The 15,928-nt window shown below is 71.5% G+C and carries 18 protein-coding genes; 4 read left to right on the plus strand and 14 right to left on the minus strand.

Translation table 11 applies throughout. From position 1 onward, the window contains the following. The first annotated feature begins 126 nt into the window (after positions 1-126). A complete protein-coding gene (locus JIW86_RS13795) occupies positions 127-534 on the plus strand; it encodes a winged helix-turn-helix transcriptional regulator (RefSeq protein ID WP_215150760.1) in 408 nt (135 codons plus the stop codon). Here the strand turns inward: JIW86_RS13795 and mutM are convergent. From mutM to JIW86_RS13840, 9 genes are all read right to left on the minus strand, one after another. Beyond that, positions 507-1,400, minus strand: a complete 894-nt coding sequence (gene mutM, locus JIW86_RS13800) for a bifunctional DNA-formamidopyrimidine glycosylase/DNA-(apurinic or apyrimidinic site) lyase (RefSeq protein ID WP_215150758.1) — start codon at positions 1,398-1,400, stop codon at positions 507-509. The genes JIW86_RS13795 and mutM overlap by 28 nt on opposite strands. Positions 1,401-1,535: 135 nt before the next feature. After that, positions 1,536-2,372 carry a ribonuclease III gene (gene rnc, locus JIW86_RS13805; protein ID WP_215150756.1) on the minus strand — a complete coding sequence of 279 codons (837 nt, stop codon included), beginning with the start codon at positions 2,370-2,372 and terminating at the stop codon, positions 1,536-1,538. Between the two features lie 19 nt (positions 2,373-2,391). Beyond that, complete coding sequence (gene rpmF / locus JIW86_RS13810) at positions 2,392-2,565, minus strand: 50S ribosomal protein L32 (RefSeq protein WP_003965982.1); 174 nt, start codon at positions 2,563-2,565, stop codon at positions 2,392-2,394. Positions 2,566-2,567: 2 nt separating this feature from the next. After that, complete coding sequence (locus tag JIW86_RS13815) at positions 2,568-3,266, minus strand: YceD family protein (protein ID WP_215150754.1); 699 nt, start codon at positions 3,264-3,266, stop codon at positions 2,568-2,570. A 96-nt stretch (positions 3,267-3,362) separates the two neighbouring features. Continuing rightward, entirely contained in the window at positions 3,363-4,394 is a 1,032-nt protein-coding gene (locus JIW86_RS13820; protein WP_257554001.1) for a cell division initiation protein, read from the minus strand. 103 nt (positions 4,395-4,497) lie between these two features. Further along, entirely contained in the window at positions 4,498-4,977 is a 480-nt protein-coding gene (gene coaD, locus JIW86_RS13825) for a pantetheine-phosphate adenylyltransferase (protein WP_215150770.1), read from the minus strand. A 14-nt stretch (positions 4,978-4,991) separates the two neighbouring features. Further along, positions 4,992-5,570, minus strand: a complete 579-nt coding sequence (gene rsmD / locus JIW86_RS13830; RefSeq protein ID WP_257554002.1) for a 16S rRNA (guanine(966)-N(2))-methyltransferase RsmD — start codon at positions 5,568-5,570, stop codon at positions 4,992-4,994. Between the two features lie 44 nt (positions 5,571-5,614). Next, positions 5,615-7,807, minus strand: coding sequence for an ATP-dependent DNA helicase RecG (gene recG, locus JIW86_RS13835; RefSeq protein ID WP_257554003.1), 2,193 nt, complete (start codon positions 7,805-7,807; stop codon positions 5,615-5,617). Positions 7,808-7,833: 26 nt separating this feature from the next. Then, positions 7,834-9,501 (minus strand): DAK2 domain-containing protein, encoded by a 1,668-nt coding sequence (locus JIW86_RS13840; RefSeq protein ID WP_257554004.1) that lies wholly within the window; start codon positions 9,499-9,501, stop codon positions 7,834-7,836. A gap of 243 nt (positions 9,502-9,744) precedes the next feature. Here JIW86_RS13840 and rpmB point away from each other — a divergent pair, with 243 nt between their 5' ends. Next, complete coding sequence (rpmB, locus tag JIW86_RS13845) at positions 9,745-9,930, plus strand: 50S ribosomal protein L28 (protein ID WP_073911113.1); 186 nt, start codon at positions 9,745-9,747, stop codon at positions 9,928-9,930. A gap of 118 nt (positions 9,931-10,048) precedes the next feature. Here the strand turns inward: rpmB and thiD are convergent, their stop codons facing one another. Both thiD and JIW86_RS13855 read right to left on the minus strand, forming a co-directional pair. After that, a complete protein-coding gene (gene thiD / locus JIW86_RS13850) occupies positions 10,049-10,849 on the minus strand; it encodes a bifunctional hydroxymethylpyrimidine kinase/phosphomethylpyrimidine kinase (RefSeq protein WP_257554005.1) in 801 nt (266 codons plus the stop codon). After that, positions 10,846-11,829, minus strand: a complete 984-nt coding sequence (locus JIW86_RS13855) for a thiamine-phosphate kinase (protein ID WP_215149793.1) — start codon at positions 11,827-11,829, stop codon at positions 10,846-10,848. Before JIW86_RS13855 ends, thiD begins: the two co-directional genes overlap by 4 nt. A gap of 245 nt (positions 11,830-12,074) precedes the next feature. On the opposite strand from JIW86_RS13855, the gene JIW86_RS13860 reads away from it, so the two are divergent. Next, positions 12,075-12,308, plus strand: coding sequence for an Lrp/AsnC family transcriptional regulator (locus JIW86_RS13860; RefSeq protein ID WP_030028650.1), 234 nt, complete (start codon positions 12,075-12,077; stop codon positions 12,306-12,308). 23 nt (positions 12,309-12,331) lie between these two features. Continuing rightward, on the plus strand, positions 12,332-12,832 hold the full coding sequence (locus tag JIW86_RS13865) for a DUF3515 domain-containing protein (protein ID WP_215149794.1): 501 nt from the start codon (positions 12,332-12,334) through the stop codon (positions 12,830-12,832). A gap of 82 nt (positions 12,833-12,914) precedes the next feature. Here JIW86_RS13865 and JIW86_RS13870 read toward each other — a convergent pair whose 3' ends face one another. From JIW86_RS13870 to JIW86_RS13880, 3 genes are read right to left on the minus strand one after another with little or no spacing between them, the layout of a single operon-like run. Beyond that, a complete protein-coding gene (locus JIW86_RS13870; RefSeq protein ID WP_215149795.1) occupies positions 12,915-14,072 on the minus strand; it encodes a D-alanine--D-alanine ligase family protein in 1,158 nt (385 codons plus the stop codon). Positions 14,073-14,111: 39 nt separating this feature from the next. Continuing rightward, the gene (locus tag JIW86_RS13875; protein ID WP_215149796.1) at positions 14,112-15,122 is read right to left on the minus strand and encodes an NAD(P)H-dependent glycerol-3-phosphate dehydrogenase; all 1,011 of its coding nucleotides are present in this window, start codon (positions 15,120-15,122) and stop codon (positions 14,112-14,114) included. Continuing rightward, positions 15,119-15,871, minus strand: coding sequence for a lysophospholipid acyltransferase family protein (locus tag JIW86_RS13880; RefSeq protein ID WP_257554006.1), 753 nt, complete (start codon positions 15,869-15,871; stop codon positions 15,119-15,121). The genes JIW86_RS13875 and JIW86_RS13880 overlap by 4 nt, the downstream gene beginning before the upstream one ends. Positions 15,872-15,928: the final 57 nt, after the last annotated feature.

Consider the following 15,928-nt stretch of genomic DNA (forward strand, 5'->3'; position numbering starts at 1 on the left):
CGGGAAGTCCCCGTCGCCTCACGGGAGCGGTGCGACGGGGGAAGACTGCGACGAGGAAAAGAGAACCACTAACTTTTAGAAAGCGCAACCCCTCAGTTAGCGCTATACGGAGGTACGCTCTACCTCATGGACACACCATCCGTCTGTACCGAGAGCGCCGAGTCCGAACTACCGTTCGATGCCTTCGCGCGCGCGTGCCCGTCCCGGGAAACCCTGGAGCACGTCACCGGCCGCTGGGGCAGCCTCACCGTGGGCGCTCTGCGCGAGGGCCCGTGCCGCTTCAACGAGCTGCGCCGCCGCGTGGAGGGCGTGAGCGAGAAGATGCTCTCCCAGACCCTGCACGCGCTGGAGCGCGACGGCATCGTCAACCGCGAGGCACAGCCGACCAACCCGCCCCGCGTCGACTACGAACTCACCCCGCTCGGCGTCGAGGTGGCGGACCGTCTGCTCTCCCTCATCCACTTCCTGGAGGGGAGCATGCCGGACGTGCTGACCGCCCGGCAGACCTACGACGACACGCGCGGAGCCCGCTGACAGCGCGGGCAGAAGTAGCTCGACCTGTTCATCCACGGCCGGCGCCGCATCGGCGTACCGCAGCGACGGCAGGGCTCGTCCTCGCGCCCGTAGGCGTCGAGCGACCGGTCGAAGTAGCCCGACTCGCCGTTCACGTTGACGTAGAGGCTGTCGAAGCTGGTGCCGCCGACGGCGAGGGCCGCGTTCATGACGTCCCGGACGTGGCCCAGGAGTTCCGCGCTCCGGGGGCGTGTGAGCGTGGCCGTGGGGCGCTCGTAGTGCAGCTTGGCGCGCCACAGCGCCTCGTCCGCGTAGATGTTGCCGACCCCGCTGATCAGGGACTGGTCGAGCAGCGCCCGCTTGACGGTGGTCCGCCGGCCACGCAGTGCCAGGTGGTAGGCGCCCTCGTCGAACAACGGGTCCAGGGGGTCGCGCGCGATGTGGGCGATGACGTCGGGAAGCCCGTCGGTGCTGTCGGCGGCGACCTCGTGCAACGAGAGCCCGCCGAAGGTCCGCTGGTCCACGAAGCGCAGTTCGGTTCCGGCGGCGCCCGCGGCGGAGCCGCTGTCGGAATCAGTGAACCGCACCCGGATCCGCAGGTGCTTCTCGTCGGGGGCGTCCTCGGGCTGCACGAGCAGTTGTCCGCTCATCCCCAGATGACCCAGGACCGACAGGTCCCGGCCCGCCAGAGGCAGCCACAGGTACTTCCCGCGCCGCTGCGGCACCCCGATGGTCTCCCCGCGCAGGCGCGCCGCGAAGTCGGCCCCGCCGCCCGCGTGGCGCCGTACGGCACGGGGGTGCAGGACCTCGACGGCCTCGACGGTCCGCCCGGCCACCCAGCGCTCGAGGCCCCGCCGCACGACTTCGACCTCGGGCAGCTCGGGCACGGTTCTCCTCCGGTGGCGATGCGGTTCTGGGCGCTGCCGCCGAGCCTACCGGCCCCGTCGCGGGGCCCCGGAAACGGGACCGCCCCGCCGCCTGCCGGGGCAGGTGGCGGGGCGGGGGAAACCCCGAAGGAAGGGTCAGGCGCTCGGCGTCGGGTCGGCGGGCGTCGGCGCCCCGCCCTCCTCGGCCGGAGCACCGGCTTCGGCGTTCGCACCGGCCGCGGCCGCAGCCGCGATCCGCTCGTCCGCCGCGGTACGGATACCGCGCCAGGCGGATTCCGCCGCCTGCTGTTCCGCTTCCTTCTTGCTGCGGCCGGTGCCGGTGCCGTACGAGACACCACCGACGCGGGCAGCAGCAGTGAAGGTCTTCTCGTGGTCCGGGCCGGTCTCGGTGACCAGGTATTCCGGTACGCCAAGACCTTCGGCCGCCGTGAGCTCCTGGAGACTGGTCTTCCAGTCCAGGCCGGCTCCGAGGTTCGAGGACTTCTCGATGAGCGGGTCAAAGAGCCGGTGAACCAGCTCCGAGGCCGCGTCGAGGCCCTGGTCGAGGTAGACCGCGCCGATCACCGCTTCAAGGGTGTCGGCGAGGATGGAGGCCTTGTCCCGGCCACCCGTGCCCTCTTCGCCCCGGCCGAGCCGGATGAAGGAGCCGAGTTCGAGGCCACGCCCGACCTCCGCCAGTGCACGCGAGTTGACCACCGCGGCCCGAAGTTTGGCCAGCTGGCCTTCGGGGAGATCCGGGTGGGTCGTGTACAGCGTGTCCGTGACCACCAGGCCGAGCACGGAGTCCCCGAGGAACTCCAGCCGCTCGTTGGTGGGCAGACCGCCGTTCTCGTACGCGTACGAGCGGTGGGTCAGTGCACGCACCAGAAGGGCGGACTCGAGTCGATACCCGAGCCGCCCTTCCAGAAGCTTGTGGGACGAGGCCGCGTTGTTACTGTCTGCCTGCTTCTCAGCGTTGGACAGCTCAGACATTGCGCCTCTCACCAGCCGCTCAGACCTCGAGGACCTGGCGCTTGTTGTAGGTGCCGCAGCTCGGGCACGCAATGTGCTGGAGCTTCGGCTCCTGGCAACGCTCACACGAAACCAGGGTGGGGACCGCAGCCTTCCACTGCGACCGGCGGTGGCGCGTGTTGCTGCGCGACATCTTCCGCTTCGGAACAGCCACGGCTACTTCTCCTGCTTCTCGGCGGCGCCCTGAACTCCGTCAGAGGCAGTGCCGCTCATGTTGTCCTTCTCGTCGTCCTGATCGGTCACGACGAGTCCCTGCAGTGCCGCCCAACGGATGTCGACGGCGTCATGGTGGTGGTCCGGGTCGTCGTTCAGGCTGAGCCCGCAATCGGGGCACAGTCCGAGACAATCCTCCCGGCACACCGGCTGCAGCGGCAGTGCGAGCACCACCACGTCGCGCAGCACGGGTTCGAGGTCGAACAAACCGTCCTCGAGGAAGAGCGTGTCCTCGTCGTCCTCGGCGTCGTCGGCCGGCTCCGCCTTGGAGCGGGTCCGGTCGTCGGCGTCAGGGTACGAAAACATCTCCTGGAAGTCCGCCTTGAGCTCGCGCTCCACGGACTCCAGACACCTTACGCACTCCCCGGTTGCCGATGCACGGGCGGTGCCTGTGACAAGCACCCCTTCCATGACCGACTCCAGGCGGAGCTTGAGCTTCAGCGGGGTGCCTTCCGGCACTCCGATGACGCCGGCGAGACCGAGGTCCGCCGGTGCCGCGATCTCACGGGACAGCCGCTGCATGGCACCAGGACGCCGACCCAGCTCGTGCGTGTCGAACACGAGGGGGTTGCGGTGGTCGAGGCGGGTATTCAGGGCCGTTCCTGCTTTCACAGATCGCTGAAGATCAAAGACGCTGCCCATAAAGATTGAGCCACATGTGGGCAGCATGGATCGCGGTGCATACGCGCGACCGAAGAGCCAGGATACCCGGCAGCGCGCTCTGCGCCCAATCCTGGCCTAGCGCCCCTGTTCGTACTGGCGCAGCTGATCCAGGTTGATCATGCTCGTGTCGAAGAAGCTGGTCTCGTCGAGCGAGGGCTGCTGCCCCTGCGGCTCTTGGTACGCGGCATACGGGTCGGGCTGCTGCTGCTGGTATCCCGCGTACGGGTCGGGCTGCTGCTGGTACCCCGCATAGGGGTCCTGGTGGCCCTGGTAGGCGTAGCCGTCCTGCTGCTGGGGCTGCTGCTGGTAGGAGTACGTGTCGTACACAGGCTCGGGCTGCGCCGGGATCGGCGACGCGTGCACCGGCTGCGGCTCGGCCAGGCCCGCGAGGAAGTCGGCGTCGCTCCCGGAACGGGACTGCTGCCCGCCCGCCGCGTCCTGGGCGGCCATGTGCGCGCCGAGGTCGTCCGTGGGCACCCGGCCCAGCAGCTTCTGCCGGCCGCGGCCGACGGCCTCCAGGGTCTTGGAGAGCACCGCCTCGAAGGTCGCCAGCTTGGTGTCCACGTACGCGTCCGCCTGCTGCCGCTGCGTCTCGGGGTCGTGGCTGCGCTCGGGCGCCTCGTCGTAGTCGGGGTCCCGGTAGCCCTGCTCGTCCAGCCCGGGGCCGCGGCCCAGCAGCTTCTCCCGGCCCCGGTCCACCGACCCGATGGTCTTGGTGAGGACGACCTCGAAGTTGGCGAGCTTGCTGTCGACGTAGTCGTCCGCCTCGGCCCGGATCTCCTCGGCCTCCCGGCGGGCCTCCTCCAGGATCCGGTCCGCCTCGGCCTGGGAGCGCCGCGCGATCTCGGTGTCGGAGATCAGCGAACCGCGCTGGTTGTGGGCGGACTCGATGATCCGCTCCGCCTCCCGGCGGGCCTCCTCGACCATCTGCGCCCGGCCGCCGATGAGCTCCTGTGCCTGTGCGAGCGAGCCGGGGAGTGCCTCGCGGACCTCTTCGAGCTGGGCGAGCAGCTCGGCGCGGTTGATCACGCAGGAGGCCGACATGGGCATGGACCGGGCGCCGCCGACGGCCGCGACGATCTCGTCGAGCTTCTTCTGCACGTCCATGGGGGCTCGCACTCTCTCGGCCTCGGGCGGTTCCCGAGTCGGACGCCACGACTGTAAGGCCAGCGGGCGGCCCCCCGACACTGACTGACGGCCCGTCAGTGACTCAGCGCTCGCGCAGGCGCTCCATCAGCGCCGCGTGCACGTGCGCCGGAAGCAGGTGGGCGACGTCGCCGCCCCACGCCGCGACCTCCTTGACCAGGGAGGAGGACAGGAAGCTGTAGGTGGGGTTCGTCGGCACGAAGAGCGTCTCGACGCCCGACAGGCCCATGTTCATCTGGGCCATCTGGAGCTCGTAGTCGAAGTCGCTGACGGCGCGCAGGCCCTTGACGATGGCCGGGATGTCCCGCTGCTTGCAGAAGTCGACGAGCAGCCCGTGGAAGGACTCGACCTGGATGTTGCCGTAGTCGGCCGTCGCCTCGCGGATCAGCTCGATCCGCTCCTCGACGGTGAAGAGGCCCTGCTTCGACTGGTTGATCATCACGGCGACGTGCACGACGTCGTACAGCCTGGAGGCACGTCCGATGATGTCGAGGTGTCCGTTGGTGATGGGGTCGAAGGATCCCGGACAGACGGCGCGGCGCAACTGAACTCCCTCGTTCATGAGTCTTCGCTGGTGAAGGCGGCGCGACCGTACCAAAGGGTGCCCTCGCCGTACTTCCGCGACCGGAGCGGCTCGAAGCCCTCGGGCCACGGGAAGGCGCCGCTCCTGGTGCTGCGTTCCACGGTGACGAGCGCATCGTCCGTGAGCCAGCCATTGGACCGGAGTGTGAGCAGGATCTCCCGAAGATCGTCGTTGCCGACGGCGTACGGCGGGTCCAGGAAGACGATGTCGTACGGGTCCCCGGCGGCCCTCCCCGCGATGACCTGCTCGGCCTTGCCCGACCGGAATTCGGCGCCGGGCAGGCCCACGGCCTTGATGTTGTCCCGGATGGACTTGGCGGCCTTGGGGTCGGTCTCGACCAGCAGGGCGTGGTCCGCGCCCCGGGAGAGGGCCTCCAGGCCGACGGCTCCGGAACCTGCGTAGAGGTCCAGCACCCGGGCCGCTTCGACGCCGTGCAGCGACTCCCACGTGGAGAAGAGGCCTTCGCGCATCCGGTCGGAGGTCGGCCGGGTGCCGGTGCCGGGGGGCACGGCCAGCCGTCGCCCGCCGGCGCTGCCGGCGATCACGCGGGTCATCGATAGGGTCCTTCGGTCTTCGGAAGTAGCGGGCCCCCCTATTGTCAGCCCTTCTCCAGGTACTGCTCCCGCTCGGTGTCCAGCAAGGCGTCCAGCGCGGTCCGCAGCCCCGGCAGCCGCTCCAGCTCCGGGTCCTCCGCGACCACGCGGGTGGCCTCCTCCCGGGCCTGGGCGATGACCTCCTCGTCCTCGATGACGGCCAGCATCCGCAGCGAGGAGCGCACGCCCGACTGCGCCTGGCCCAGTACGTCGCCCTCGCGGCGCTGCTCCAGGTCGATGCGGGAGAGCTCGAAGCCGTCGAGGGTGGCGGCGACGGCGGCCAGCCGGGCCCGGGCGGGGCTCGCCTCGTGCATCTCGCTGACCAGCAGGCACAGACCGGGCGCGGCACCGCGGCCGACGCGGCCGCGCAGCTGGTGGAGCTGGGAGACGCCGAACCGGTCCGCGTCCATGATCACCATGGCGGTGGAGTTCGGCACGTTCACCCCGACCTCGATGACGGTCGTGGCGACCAGCACCTTGACATCGCCCGCGGCGAAGCGGCGCATCACGTCGTCCTTGTCGGCCGGGTCCATCCGCCCGTGCAGCACCTCGACGCTCAATCCGGCCAGCGGGCCGCGCGTGAGCTGTTCGGCGATGTCCAGGACGGCGAGCGGCGGCCGCTTCTCGGCCTCGTCCTCGGCGGCGGCCTTCTTCTTCGGCTCCTCCTCGTCGCCGATGCGGGGGCAGACCACATACGCCTGGTGGCCCTTCTCCACCTCCTCGCGGACCCGCTCCCAGGCCCGGGTGAGGAAGTGCGGCTTGTCCTTGGCGGGCACCACATGGGTCGCGATCGGCGAACGCCCGGCGGGCAGCTGGTCGAGGACGGAGGTCTCCAGGTCGCCGAAGACCGTCATGGCGACGGTGCGCGGGATCGGGGTCGCGGTCATCACCAGCAGGTGCGGGGGCTGCTTCCCCTTCGACCGGAGCGCGTCGCGCTGCTCCACGCCGAAGCGGTGCTGTTCGTCGACGACCACCAGGCCGAGGTCGTGGAACTGCACCTTGTCCTCGATCAGCGCGTGCGTGCCGATCACGATCCCGGCCTCGCCGGTGACCAGATCGAGCAGGGCCCGACGCCGTGCCGGCACGCCCATGGACCCGGTGAGCAGCACCACCTTGGTGCCCTGGTCGGATCCGCCGAGCATGCCCCCCTCGGCCAGTTCGCCCATCATCTCGGTGATGGACCGGTGGTGCTGCTGTGCGAGGACCTCGGTGGGCGCGAGCATCGCGGCCTGCCCGCCGGAGTCCACGACGGCGAGCATGGCCCGCAGCGCCACCATCGTCTTGCCGCTTCCGACCTCGCCCTGGAGGAGGCGGTGCATGGGGTGGCTGGTGGCCAGGTCGTCGAAGATCTCCTTCGAGACGCCCTGCTGGCCTTCGGTGAGCGTGAAGGGGAGTTTGGCGTCGAAGGAGTCGAGCAGCCCGCCCTGGGCGGGGCGGCGGGGCACGGCCGGGAGCTGGGAGTCGGCGTGCCGGCGGCGGGCCAGGGCGACCTGGAGGACGAAGGCCTCGTCCCACTTCAGGCGCTGGCGGGCGTCGTCGATGTCGGCCTTGGTGGCCGGCCGGTGGATCTTCAGCAGGGCCTCGGTGAGGGGGACCAGCCCGCGGCCCTCGCGCAGGGCGGCGGGAAGCGGGTCCACGGCCTCCTGGGCGCTGGGCAGCACCGCGTCCACGCACTTGGCGATCTTCCAGGACTCCAGTTTCGCGCAGGCCGGGTAGATCGGGATGAGCTGGCTGGCGAAGGCGGTGGCCGCGTCCCGGTCGGAGGCGTCCCCGCCGAGCGGCTCGTAGGCGGGGTGCGCCAGCTGGAGCTTGTGGTTGAACTTCGAGACCTTGCCCGCGAACATCGCGCGGGTGCCGGGCAGCAGGTCCTTGTGCGGCTTGTGCACGCCCGCGCCGAAGAAGACCAGCTGGAGCCGGCCGTTGCCGTCGGTGATGGTGACTTCGAGGCGTTTGCCGCGGCCCCCGTTGAAGCTCAGGATCCGGGCGTCGGCGACCTGCGCGACGACGGTCACGTGCTCGTCGATCTGGTCGGCGAGCTCGGCCAGCGAGGTCAGCTCACCGCGCTCGGCGTACCGCCGCGGGTAGTGGTGGAGCAGGTCCAGGGCCGTGTGCAGGCCGAGCTGCTCGGCCAGCACCTTGGCGGTGGCGGGACCGAGCGTCTTCTTGAGGTCTTCGTCGAGCGCGGGCACGTGTTCCATTGCACACCATGCCGCTGACAAGCCGGCTATTCCACCCCGATGAGGAGCGGCGCCGAGTACCGCCCGCCGCGGTAGGTGACGGTGTCCACGGCCAGGTGCCCGTGCTGGACGTACGCCTCCAGGTGCTCGGCGAGGGTGTCCGGCACCTCGGGTCCCAGTACGAGCGTGACGAGTTCGCCGCCGGAGCCCAGCATCCGCTCCAGGACGGCCTCGGCGGTCTCGGTCAGGCCCGGGCCGATGACGGCGACGTCGCCGTCGATGAGGCCGAGCACGTCCCCGGCCTGGCAGATCCCGGCCGAGGTGAAGGACTGCCGTTCGGCGACGGCGAGTTCCGCGTACCGCGTGGCGCCGGCCGCCGCGGTCATGGCCACCACGTCCTCGTCGAAGCTGCCCTCCGGGTCGTGCACGGCGAGGGCGGCCAGGCCCTGGACCGCCGACCGGGTGGGGATCACCGCCACGCGCACGCCGTCGGCCCGGGCCCGCTCGGCCGCCGCGGCCGCGGTCGCCCGCAGCTCGGCGCCGCCCGGCAGCAGGACCACCTCGCGGGCGTGCGCCCGGCGGATGGCGTCGACCAGGTCGCCGACGGCCGGGACCTCTCCGGGGCGCACGAGCACCGCGGTCGCGCCCGCTTCCCCGCACAGCCCGGCCAGCCCTTCGCCCGGGACGACGGCGACCACGGCCCGCTGGGCGCGCTCGCCCCGGGCCCGGCGCCGCTCGTCGCCGAAGTGCGTGATGCGTATCCGGTACGGCCGGCCGGCGACGACGCCGGCCTCCACGGCCGCGCCCGGGTCGTCGACGTGCACGTGGACGTTCCACAGCCCTTCGCCGCCGACCACGACCAGGGAGTCGCCGAGCCCGTCGAGCTGTTCGCGCAGCTCCCCGACCGCCGCCTCGGAGGCCTCGAGCAGGTAGACCACCTCGTAGGCCGGCCCGTCCTCCTGCGCGCAGGGCTCCGGGGTCTGCGGTACGGACACGGCCCGGCCGCGCACCGGCTCGGGGGCCGGCTCCTGGCCGGAGAGCGCCTGCCACAGGGCCCCGAGTACGGCGACCAGCCCGCAGCCCCCGGCGTCGACCACCCCGGCCCGGCCCAGCGCGGCCAGCTGCCCCGGTGTCTCGGCCAGGGCGGCGCGGGCCCCGTCGTAGGCCGCGCGGGCCACGTCGGCGGCGCTTCCCGCCGCGCTCCCGGCCGCCTCGCCGGCGCGGGCGGCCGCCGCGGCGACGGTGAGCATGGTGCCCTCCACGGGGTGCGCGACGGCCCCGTACGCCTCCTCCGCGGCCCGGGTCAGCGCCTGGGCCAGCAGCCGGCCGGGCCCCCGCTCGCCGGGCTCGTCGCCGAGTACGTCGGCCACTCCGCGCAGGAGCTGCGCCAGGATGGTCCCGGAGTTGCCCCGGGCCCCGACGAGAGCCCCGTACGCGTAGGCCCGTACGGCCTGGGCCAGGGAGGTCCGTGTGGCGTCGGTCATGCCCGGGGCGCCCGGGGCGGCCTTCCCGAAGGCCTCGTCGAGGGCGCGGTCGGCCGATTCGGCGGTGAGGTAGAGGTTGGTGCCGGTGTCCGCGTCGGCCACCGGATAGACGTTGATCGCGTCGATGTCCTCGCGGGCCCGGCCCAGTGCGGCCAGGGCCAGCGAGCTCCAGGTGCGCACCGCTTCGGCGTCGAGCTCGTCGGGGCGCTGCGGCTGCGGCTCGTGCGGCACCGGGCGTTCCTCCTTGTGCGGGCCAGGGTTCACCGCAGGGTAACCAAGGACTGCCCGGACGTCCGGACCCCGGGGCGGGGGCAGCGGCGGTCATGGTAGTTTTCTTGGACGGACGCAGTCGTTGTATGCTGCTCCGGTTGCCCGATGAGAGTCGGGCCATTCCCCCCGGCAAACCACTTCAGATCCCTGATACCGGTGCGCCGGGATTCACTGTAAGTGCATCTGAAGTCTTTGGAGTGACCTGTGGCTGCCAACTGCGACGTTTGCGCCAAGGGGCCGAGCTTCGGCAACAGCATTTCCCACTCGCACCGCCGCACCTCGCGTCGCTGGAACCCGAACATCCAGCGTGTCCGTGCCGTGGTCAATGGGACGCCGAAGCGCCTCAACGCCTGCACCTCGTGCATCAAGGCCGGCAAGGTCTCGCGCTGACGCCTCCCGTCGTAGCGCAGCCCTTTCCGGTTGCCAAGAAGACCGGTTCACCTCTGGTGAACCGGTCTTTTGTCTTTCCCGGACCGTGTCCCGGACCGTTTCCCGGACCGGGTGGGGCTCAGCGCCACTGCCAGGCGTGATCCACCGGGCCGATGCCGCCGCCCAGCGGGAAACCGGCGGCGATGGCGCCCGTGACGTACGCCTTGGCGGCCGTGACCGCCTCCGGGACGGTCAGGCCCTTGGCCAGGCCCGCCGCAACCGCACTGGCGAGGGTGCAGCCCGTGCCGTGGGTGTGCCGGTTGTCGTGCCGGGGGGCCCGCAGCCACCGCTCCTCGGTCCCGTCGGTCAGCAGGTCCACGGCCTCGTCCCCGTGCGCCGCCAGGTGCCCGCCCTTGATCAGCGCCCACCGCGGCCCGTACCCGAGGATCGCGTCGGCGGCCCGCCGCATGTCGTCCTCGCTCTCCACCAGCACCCCCGTGAGCTGCGCCACCTCGTCCAGGTTGGGCGTGGCCACGGTGGCCCGCGGGAGCAGCTCCTTGCGCACGGCGTCCAGCGCCGAGGCGGCGAGCAGCGAGTCGCCGTGTTTGGAGACGCCCACGGGGTCCACGACGGACGGGGCGGGGGTGTCGGCCAACAGGGCGGCCACCGTCTCCACGAGCACGGCGGAGGAGAGCATGCCGGTCTTCACGGCCTGTACGCCGATGTCGTCCACGACGGCCCGGTACTGGGCCGTCACGGCCTCGGCGGGCAGCTCCCAGACTCCCCGTACCCCGAGCGAGTTCTGCGCGGTCACCGCGGTCACCACGCTCATGCCGTGCACGCCGAGCGCCAGCATGGTCTTGAGGTCGGCCTGGATGCCTGCGCCGCCGCCGGAGTCGGATCCGGCGACGGTCAGGCACAGCGGCGGGGCGGTGCTCACGTGGCGCTGTCCTCGGTGGCCGGATCGGCCCCGAAGTGGTCCCAGCCGCCGGTGCTGGTCCAGGGCGCGCCGTCCACGGTGACCTGGGGCAGCGCGGAGCGGTTGAGCACCTCGCCGATGACCTTCCAGCGGGCCGGGAGCTTCACGTCGGGCGGGAAGGTGGCCACGATCGCGTGGTCCTCTCCCCCGGTGAGCACCCACTGCAGCGGGTCCACGCCGACGGCCTGGCCGATGTCGTGCATCTGGGTCGGGATGTCGACGGCCCCCGAGCGCAGGTCGATCCGTACCTTGCTGGCCTCGGCGATGTGCCCGAGGTCGGCGATCAGGCCGTCGCTGACGTCGGTCATGGCGGTGGCGCCGAGCCCGGCGGCCGCGGGGCCCGCGTGGTAGGGCGGCTCGGGGCGCCGGTGCGCCTCGACGAAGGCCCGCGGGGAGCGGAAGCCGCGCGAGAGGACCGCGAAGCCGGCGGCGGACCAGCCGAGCCAGCCCGTGACGGCCACGACATCGCCGGGCTGGGCGCCGGAGCGCAGCACGGGCTCGTGGTTGCGCAGGTCGCCGAGGGCGGTGATGGCGACGGTGATGGTGTCGCCGCGCACGACGTCCCCGCCGACCACGGCCGCGCCGGCGACCTGGCACTCGTCGCGGATGCCGTCCATCAGCTCGGTGGGCCAGGTGACCGGCAGCTCGGCCGGGACGACGAGGCCGAGGAGCAGTGCGGTCGGCACCGCGCCCATGGCGGCGATGTCGGCGAGGTTCTGCGCGGCGGCCTTGCGGCCGACGTCGTAGGCGGTGGACCAGTCGCGCCGGAAGTGCCTGCCTTCCAGCAGGATGTCGGTGCTCGCCACGACCCGCCGGTCGGGTGCCGACACCACCGCGGCGTCGTCGCCCGGTCCGAGCCGGACCGCCGGGGTGGTGGTGAGCCGTGAGGTGAGCTCACGAATGAGCCCGAACTCCCCCAGTTCGCCCACAGTGCCCTTCATCGCTGTGCCCCTTCTTGCCCAGTCCGCTTGCGGTCGCGAGCCGTCACAGCTCTGGGTACCGTCAACAGATACGTCAACTTCAGCTCTCCGTACGCCCCGCTGTGCGTGGCGCCGGGCTCGCGGGTCTCCCCGCGGCGCGCGGCAACGCGGTACCGTGGCGTCCCTTCTTCCCCCGGCCCCTTCGATCGTGTGGGGCCCACCTGAAGGTTAGGGGAAATGATCCTCGTGGCCGCCCTGGAGGTTCCGTGGTACAGGCGTACATCCTTATCCAGACCGAAGTGGGCAAGGCGTCGTTCGTCGCCGAGTCCATCGGCCAGATCCCGGGGGTGATCCAGGCCGAGGACGTGACGGGTCCGTACGACGTGATCGTGCGCGCCCAGGCCGACACCGTGGACGAGCTCGGCCGCATGGTCGTGGCCAAGGTCCAGCAGGTGGAGGGGATCACCCGCACCTTGACCTGCCCGGTGGTCCATCTGTAGCCCCCGTCTACTCTTGGCCGGTGATGTCCCTCCACCGCCGGCCCCGCCGTGTCCGATTCCTGCCGGCCGTGTCGGCCGTACTGGCCCTCGCGGCATGTTCTCCGGGCGGTTCCCAGGCCCGGGTGGATCCGCCTCCCACGCCGCCCGCCGACGTCGCGGGGCTCTGTGCAGCACTGCACGAGGAGCTCCCGGAGACGGTGGCCGGCCTGGGGCGGACCCCGACCGAACCGGAGTCCGGTCTGACGGCCGCGTGGGGCGGCTCGGCGATCGTACTGCGGTGCGGTATCCCCAAGCCCCCCACGATGGCCGATCCGAAGCAGGAGGGCGTCCACGTGAACGGGGTGGCCTGGCTGCTGGAGCAGCTCCCCGACAGCGCCGGAGGCGGTTTCCGGTTCACCACCGGGTTGCGGCTGGCGTACACAGAGGTCCGGGTCGACAAGGAGCACGCCACGGACGCGGGGATGCTGGTCGGGCTGTCCGCCGCCGTCTCCGCGACCGTGCCGGAGGGCATCTCGTCCTACTGAGCTCCTGCCGAGCACACCGCCGCCCGCCGAACCGTGCCTCTGAGGGCGGGTCGGCGGGCGGTCTGCTGTACGGGCCCGGCGGCTAGCGCAGCCCGGTGGAGCGGCGCAGTGCGGCCTGGATCAGGAGGTCGACCAGTTCCTGGTACTCGATGCCCGACTCCTGCCACATCCGCGGGTACATGGAGATCGGCGTGAAGCCCGGCATCGTGTTGATCTCGTTGATGACGAAGGTGCCGTCCTCGGTGAGGAAGAAGTCGGCGCGCACCAGGCCCTCGCAGGAGGCGGCCTCGAAGGCCTCGATCGCGAGCCGCTGCACCTCGGCGGTCTGCTCCGGGGTGAGCGGGGCGGGCACGATCCCGGAGGCGGAGTCGATGTACTTCGCCTCGAAGTCGTAGAAGTCGTGGCTGGAGACCGGCGGGATCTCGGCGGGCGCGCTCGCGCGCGGGCCGTCCTCGAACTCCAGGACCCCGCACTCGATCTCGCGGCCGCGCAGCAGCGCCTCCACGATGATCTTCGGGTCGTGGCGCTGGGCCTCGCGGACCGCCTCGTCCAGGCCGGAGGCGTCGTCGACCTTGGTGATGCCGATGGAGGAGCCGGCCCGGGCGGGCTTGATGAACAGCGGCCAGCCGTGCTCGGCGGCGAAGTCCAGGATGCGGCCGCGGGCGGCGTCGGGATCGGCGGTCCACTCGCGGGGCCGGATGGTCACGTACGGGCCGACGCGCAGCCCGAAGGAGGTGAACACCCGCTTCATGTAGTCCTTGTCCTGGCCGACGGCCGAGGCGAGGACGCCGGAGCCGACGTACGGGACCCCGGACAGCTCCAGGAGGCCCTGGAGGGTGCCGTCCTCGCCGTACGGGCCGTGCAGGACGGGGAAGACGACGTCGACCTCGCCCAGGGCCTTGGGGACGGCGCCGGGCTCGGTGTAGACGACCTCGCGGCTGGCGGGGTCGACCGAGAGCACGACGGCGCCGTCCTCGGAGTCGGCGAGCTCCGCGACGCTCGGGAGTTTGCGGTCGGCGATGGCCATCCGCGACGGCTCGTCGGCGGTCAGTGCCCACCGGCCGTCCGTGGTGATGCCGATGGGCAGCACCTCGTACTTGGAGCGGTCGATGGAGCGCAGCACCGCGCCCGCCGTGACGACCGAGATGGCGTGTTCCGAGCTGCGGCCGCCGAACACGACGGCCACGCGGGGCTTGCGGCCCTGCTGCTCAGGGGTCTGGGGGAGGTTCTCGCTGCTCATATCGCCACGAGGGTACCCGCTCAGACGTCCGGAAAGGAGTCAGCGGCGTTCCGGTTTGGCGCTGCGTCCCATCAGTTCCTTGAGCGCGACCAGGGTCGGCTTGCCGTGGTGGACGATGTCGACGACCGTCTCGGTGATCGGCATGTCGACGCCGTGCCGGTGGGCCAGATCGGCCACGGACTGGCAGGACTTGACGCCCTCGGCGGTCTGCTTGGTGACCGCGATGGTCTCCTCCAGGGTCATCCCGCGGCCGAGGTTGGTGCCGAAGGTGTGGTTCCGGGAGAGCGGCGAGGAGCAGGTGGCGACGAGGTCGCCGAGTCCGGCGAGGCCGGAGAAGGTGAGCGGGTCGGCGCCCATCGCCAGGCCCAGGCGGGTCGTTTCGGCGAGGCCGCGGGTGATGAGCGAGCCCTTGGTGTTGTCGCCCAGGCCCATGCCGTCCGCGATGCCGACCGCGAGGCCGATGACGTTCTTGACGGCGCCGCCGAGCTCGCAGCCGACGACGTCGGTGTTGGTGTAGGGGCGGAAGTACGGGGTGTGGCAGGCGGCCTGGAGGCGCTGGGCCACCGCCTCGTCCACGCAGGCCACGACGGAGGCGGCGGGCTGGCGGGCGGCGATCTCGCGGGCCAGGTTGGGGCCGGTGACCACGGCGACGCGCTCGGCCGGGACCTTGCCCACTTCTTCGATGACCTCGCTCATCCGCTTGGCGGTGCCGAGTTCGATGCCCTTCATCAGGGAGACGAGCACGGTGTCGGGGGCGAGCAGCGGGGCCCATGCGGCAAGGTTGCCGCGCAGCGTCTGGGACGGGACGGCGAGGACGGTGAAGTCGGCGCCGCGCGCGGCCTCGGCCGGGTCGGTGGTGGCGCGGAGGTTCTCGGGGAGTTCGATCCCCGGCAGGTAGTCCGGGTTGGTCCGGCCGGTGTTGATGGCGTCGGCCAGCTCCCGGCGGCGGCCCCAGAGGGTCACCTCGCAGCCGGCGTCGGCGAGCACCATGCCGAAGGCCGTGCCCCAGGAGCCGGTTCCGTACACGGCTGCCTTCACGGGACGTGTCACTTCTTGCCCTCCCCCGCGGCCTTGCGCCGCTGTTCCGCCCTGGCCTTGCGATGGTCGTACGGCTGCTCGGGCGCGGTCTCGCCGCGCACTTCCTCCAGCAGCGCGGTGATGGCCGCCATGATGGCCTCGGTGGCCTCCTTGAGCACTTCCGGGGTGGGTTCCCGGTCGTAGAAGGCCGAAAGGTCGACGGGCGGTCCGGCGAGCACCTGGAGGGTCTTGCGCGGGAAGAGCCGGACCTTGTCCTGCTGGGCGTAGGGCGGCATCGCGAGGTTCGCGCCCCACTGGGCCACCGGAATGACGGGGGCCTTGGTGATCAGCGCGACACGGGCGGCGCCGGTCTTGCCGGCCATCGGCCACATGTCGGGATCGCGGGTGAGCGTGCCTTCCGGGTAAAAGGCCACGCATTCGCCGCGCTCGATCGCGTCCACCGCGGCCCGGAATGCGTCCAGGGCGTTGGTGCTCTCGCGGTAGACCGGGATCTGCCCTGATCCGCGCAGGATCGCGCCGACAATGGGGACCTTGAAGAGGCCCGCCTTGGCCAGCAATCGGGGTACGCGGCCGGTGTTGTACTGGAAGTGCGCGTAGGAGAGCGGGTCCAGATACGAGTTGTGATTGACGGCGGTGATAAAGCCGCCATCGACCGGAATGTGCTCCATTCCCCGCCAGTCCCGCTTGAAGAGCACTACCAGCGGCGGTTTTGCGATGACCGCCGCCAGGCGGTACCAGAAGCCGATTCTGCGGCGGGACACTCGGACACCTTCCTCTAGGACCGGTGCGCGGCGTGGGCACCTCGTCGGCCGGACAAG

Origin of the sequence: Streptomyces sp. NBC_00162 (assembly GCF_024611995.1) — a bacterium.
Taxonomy (GTDB): Bacteria; Actinomycetota; Actinomycetes; order Streptomycetales; family Streptomycetaceae; genus Streptomyces.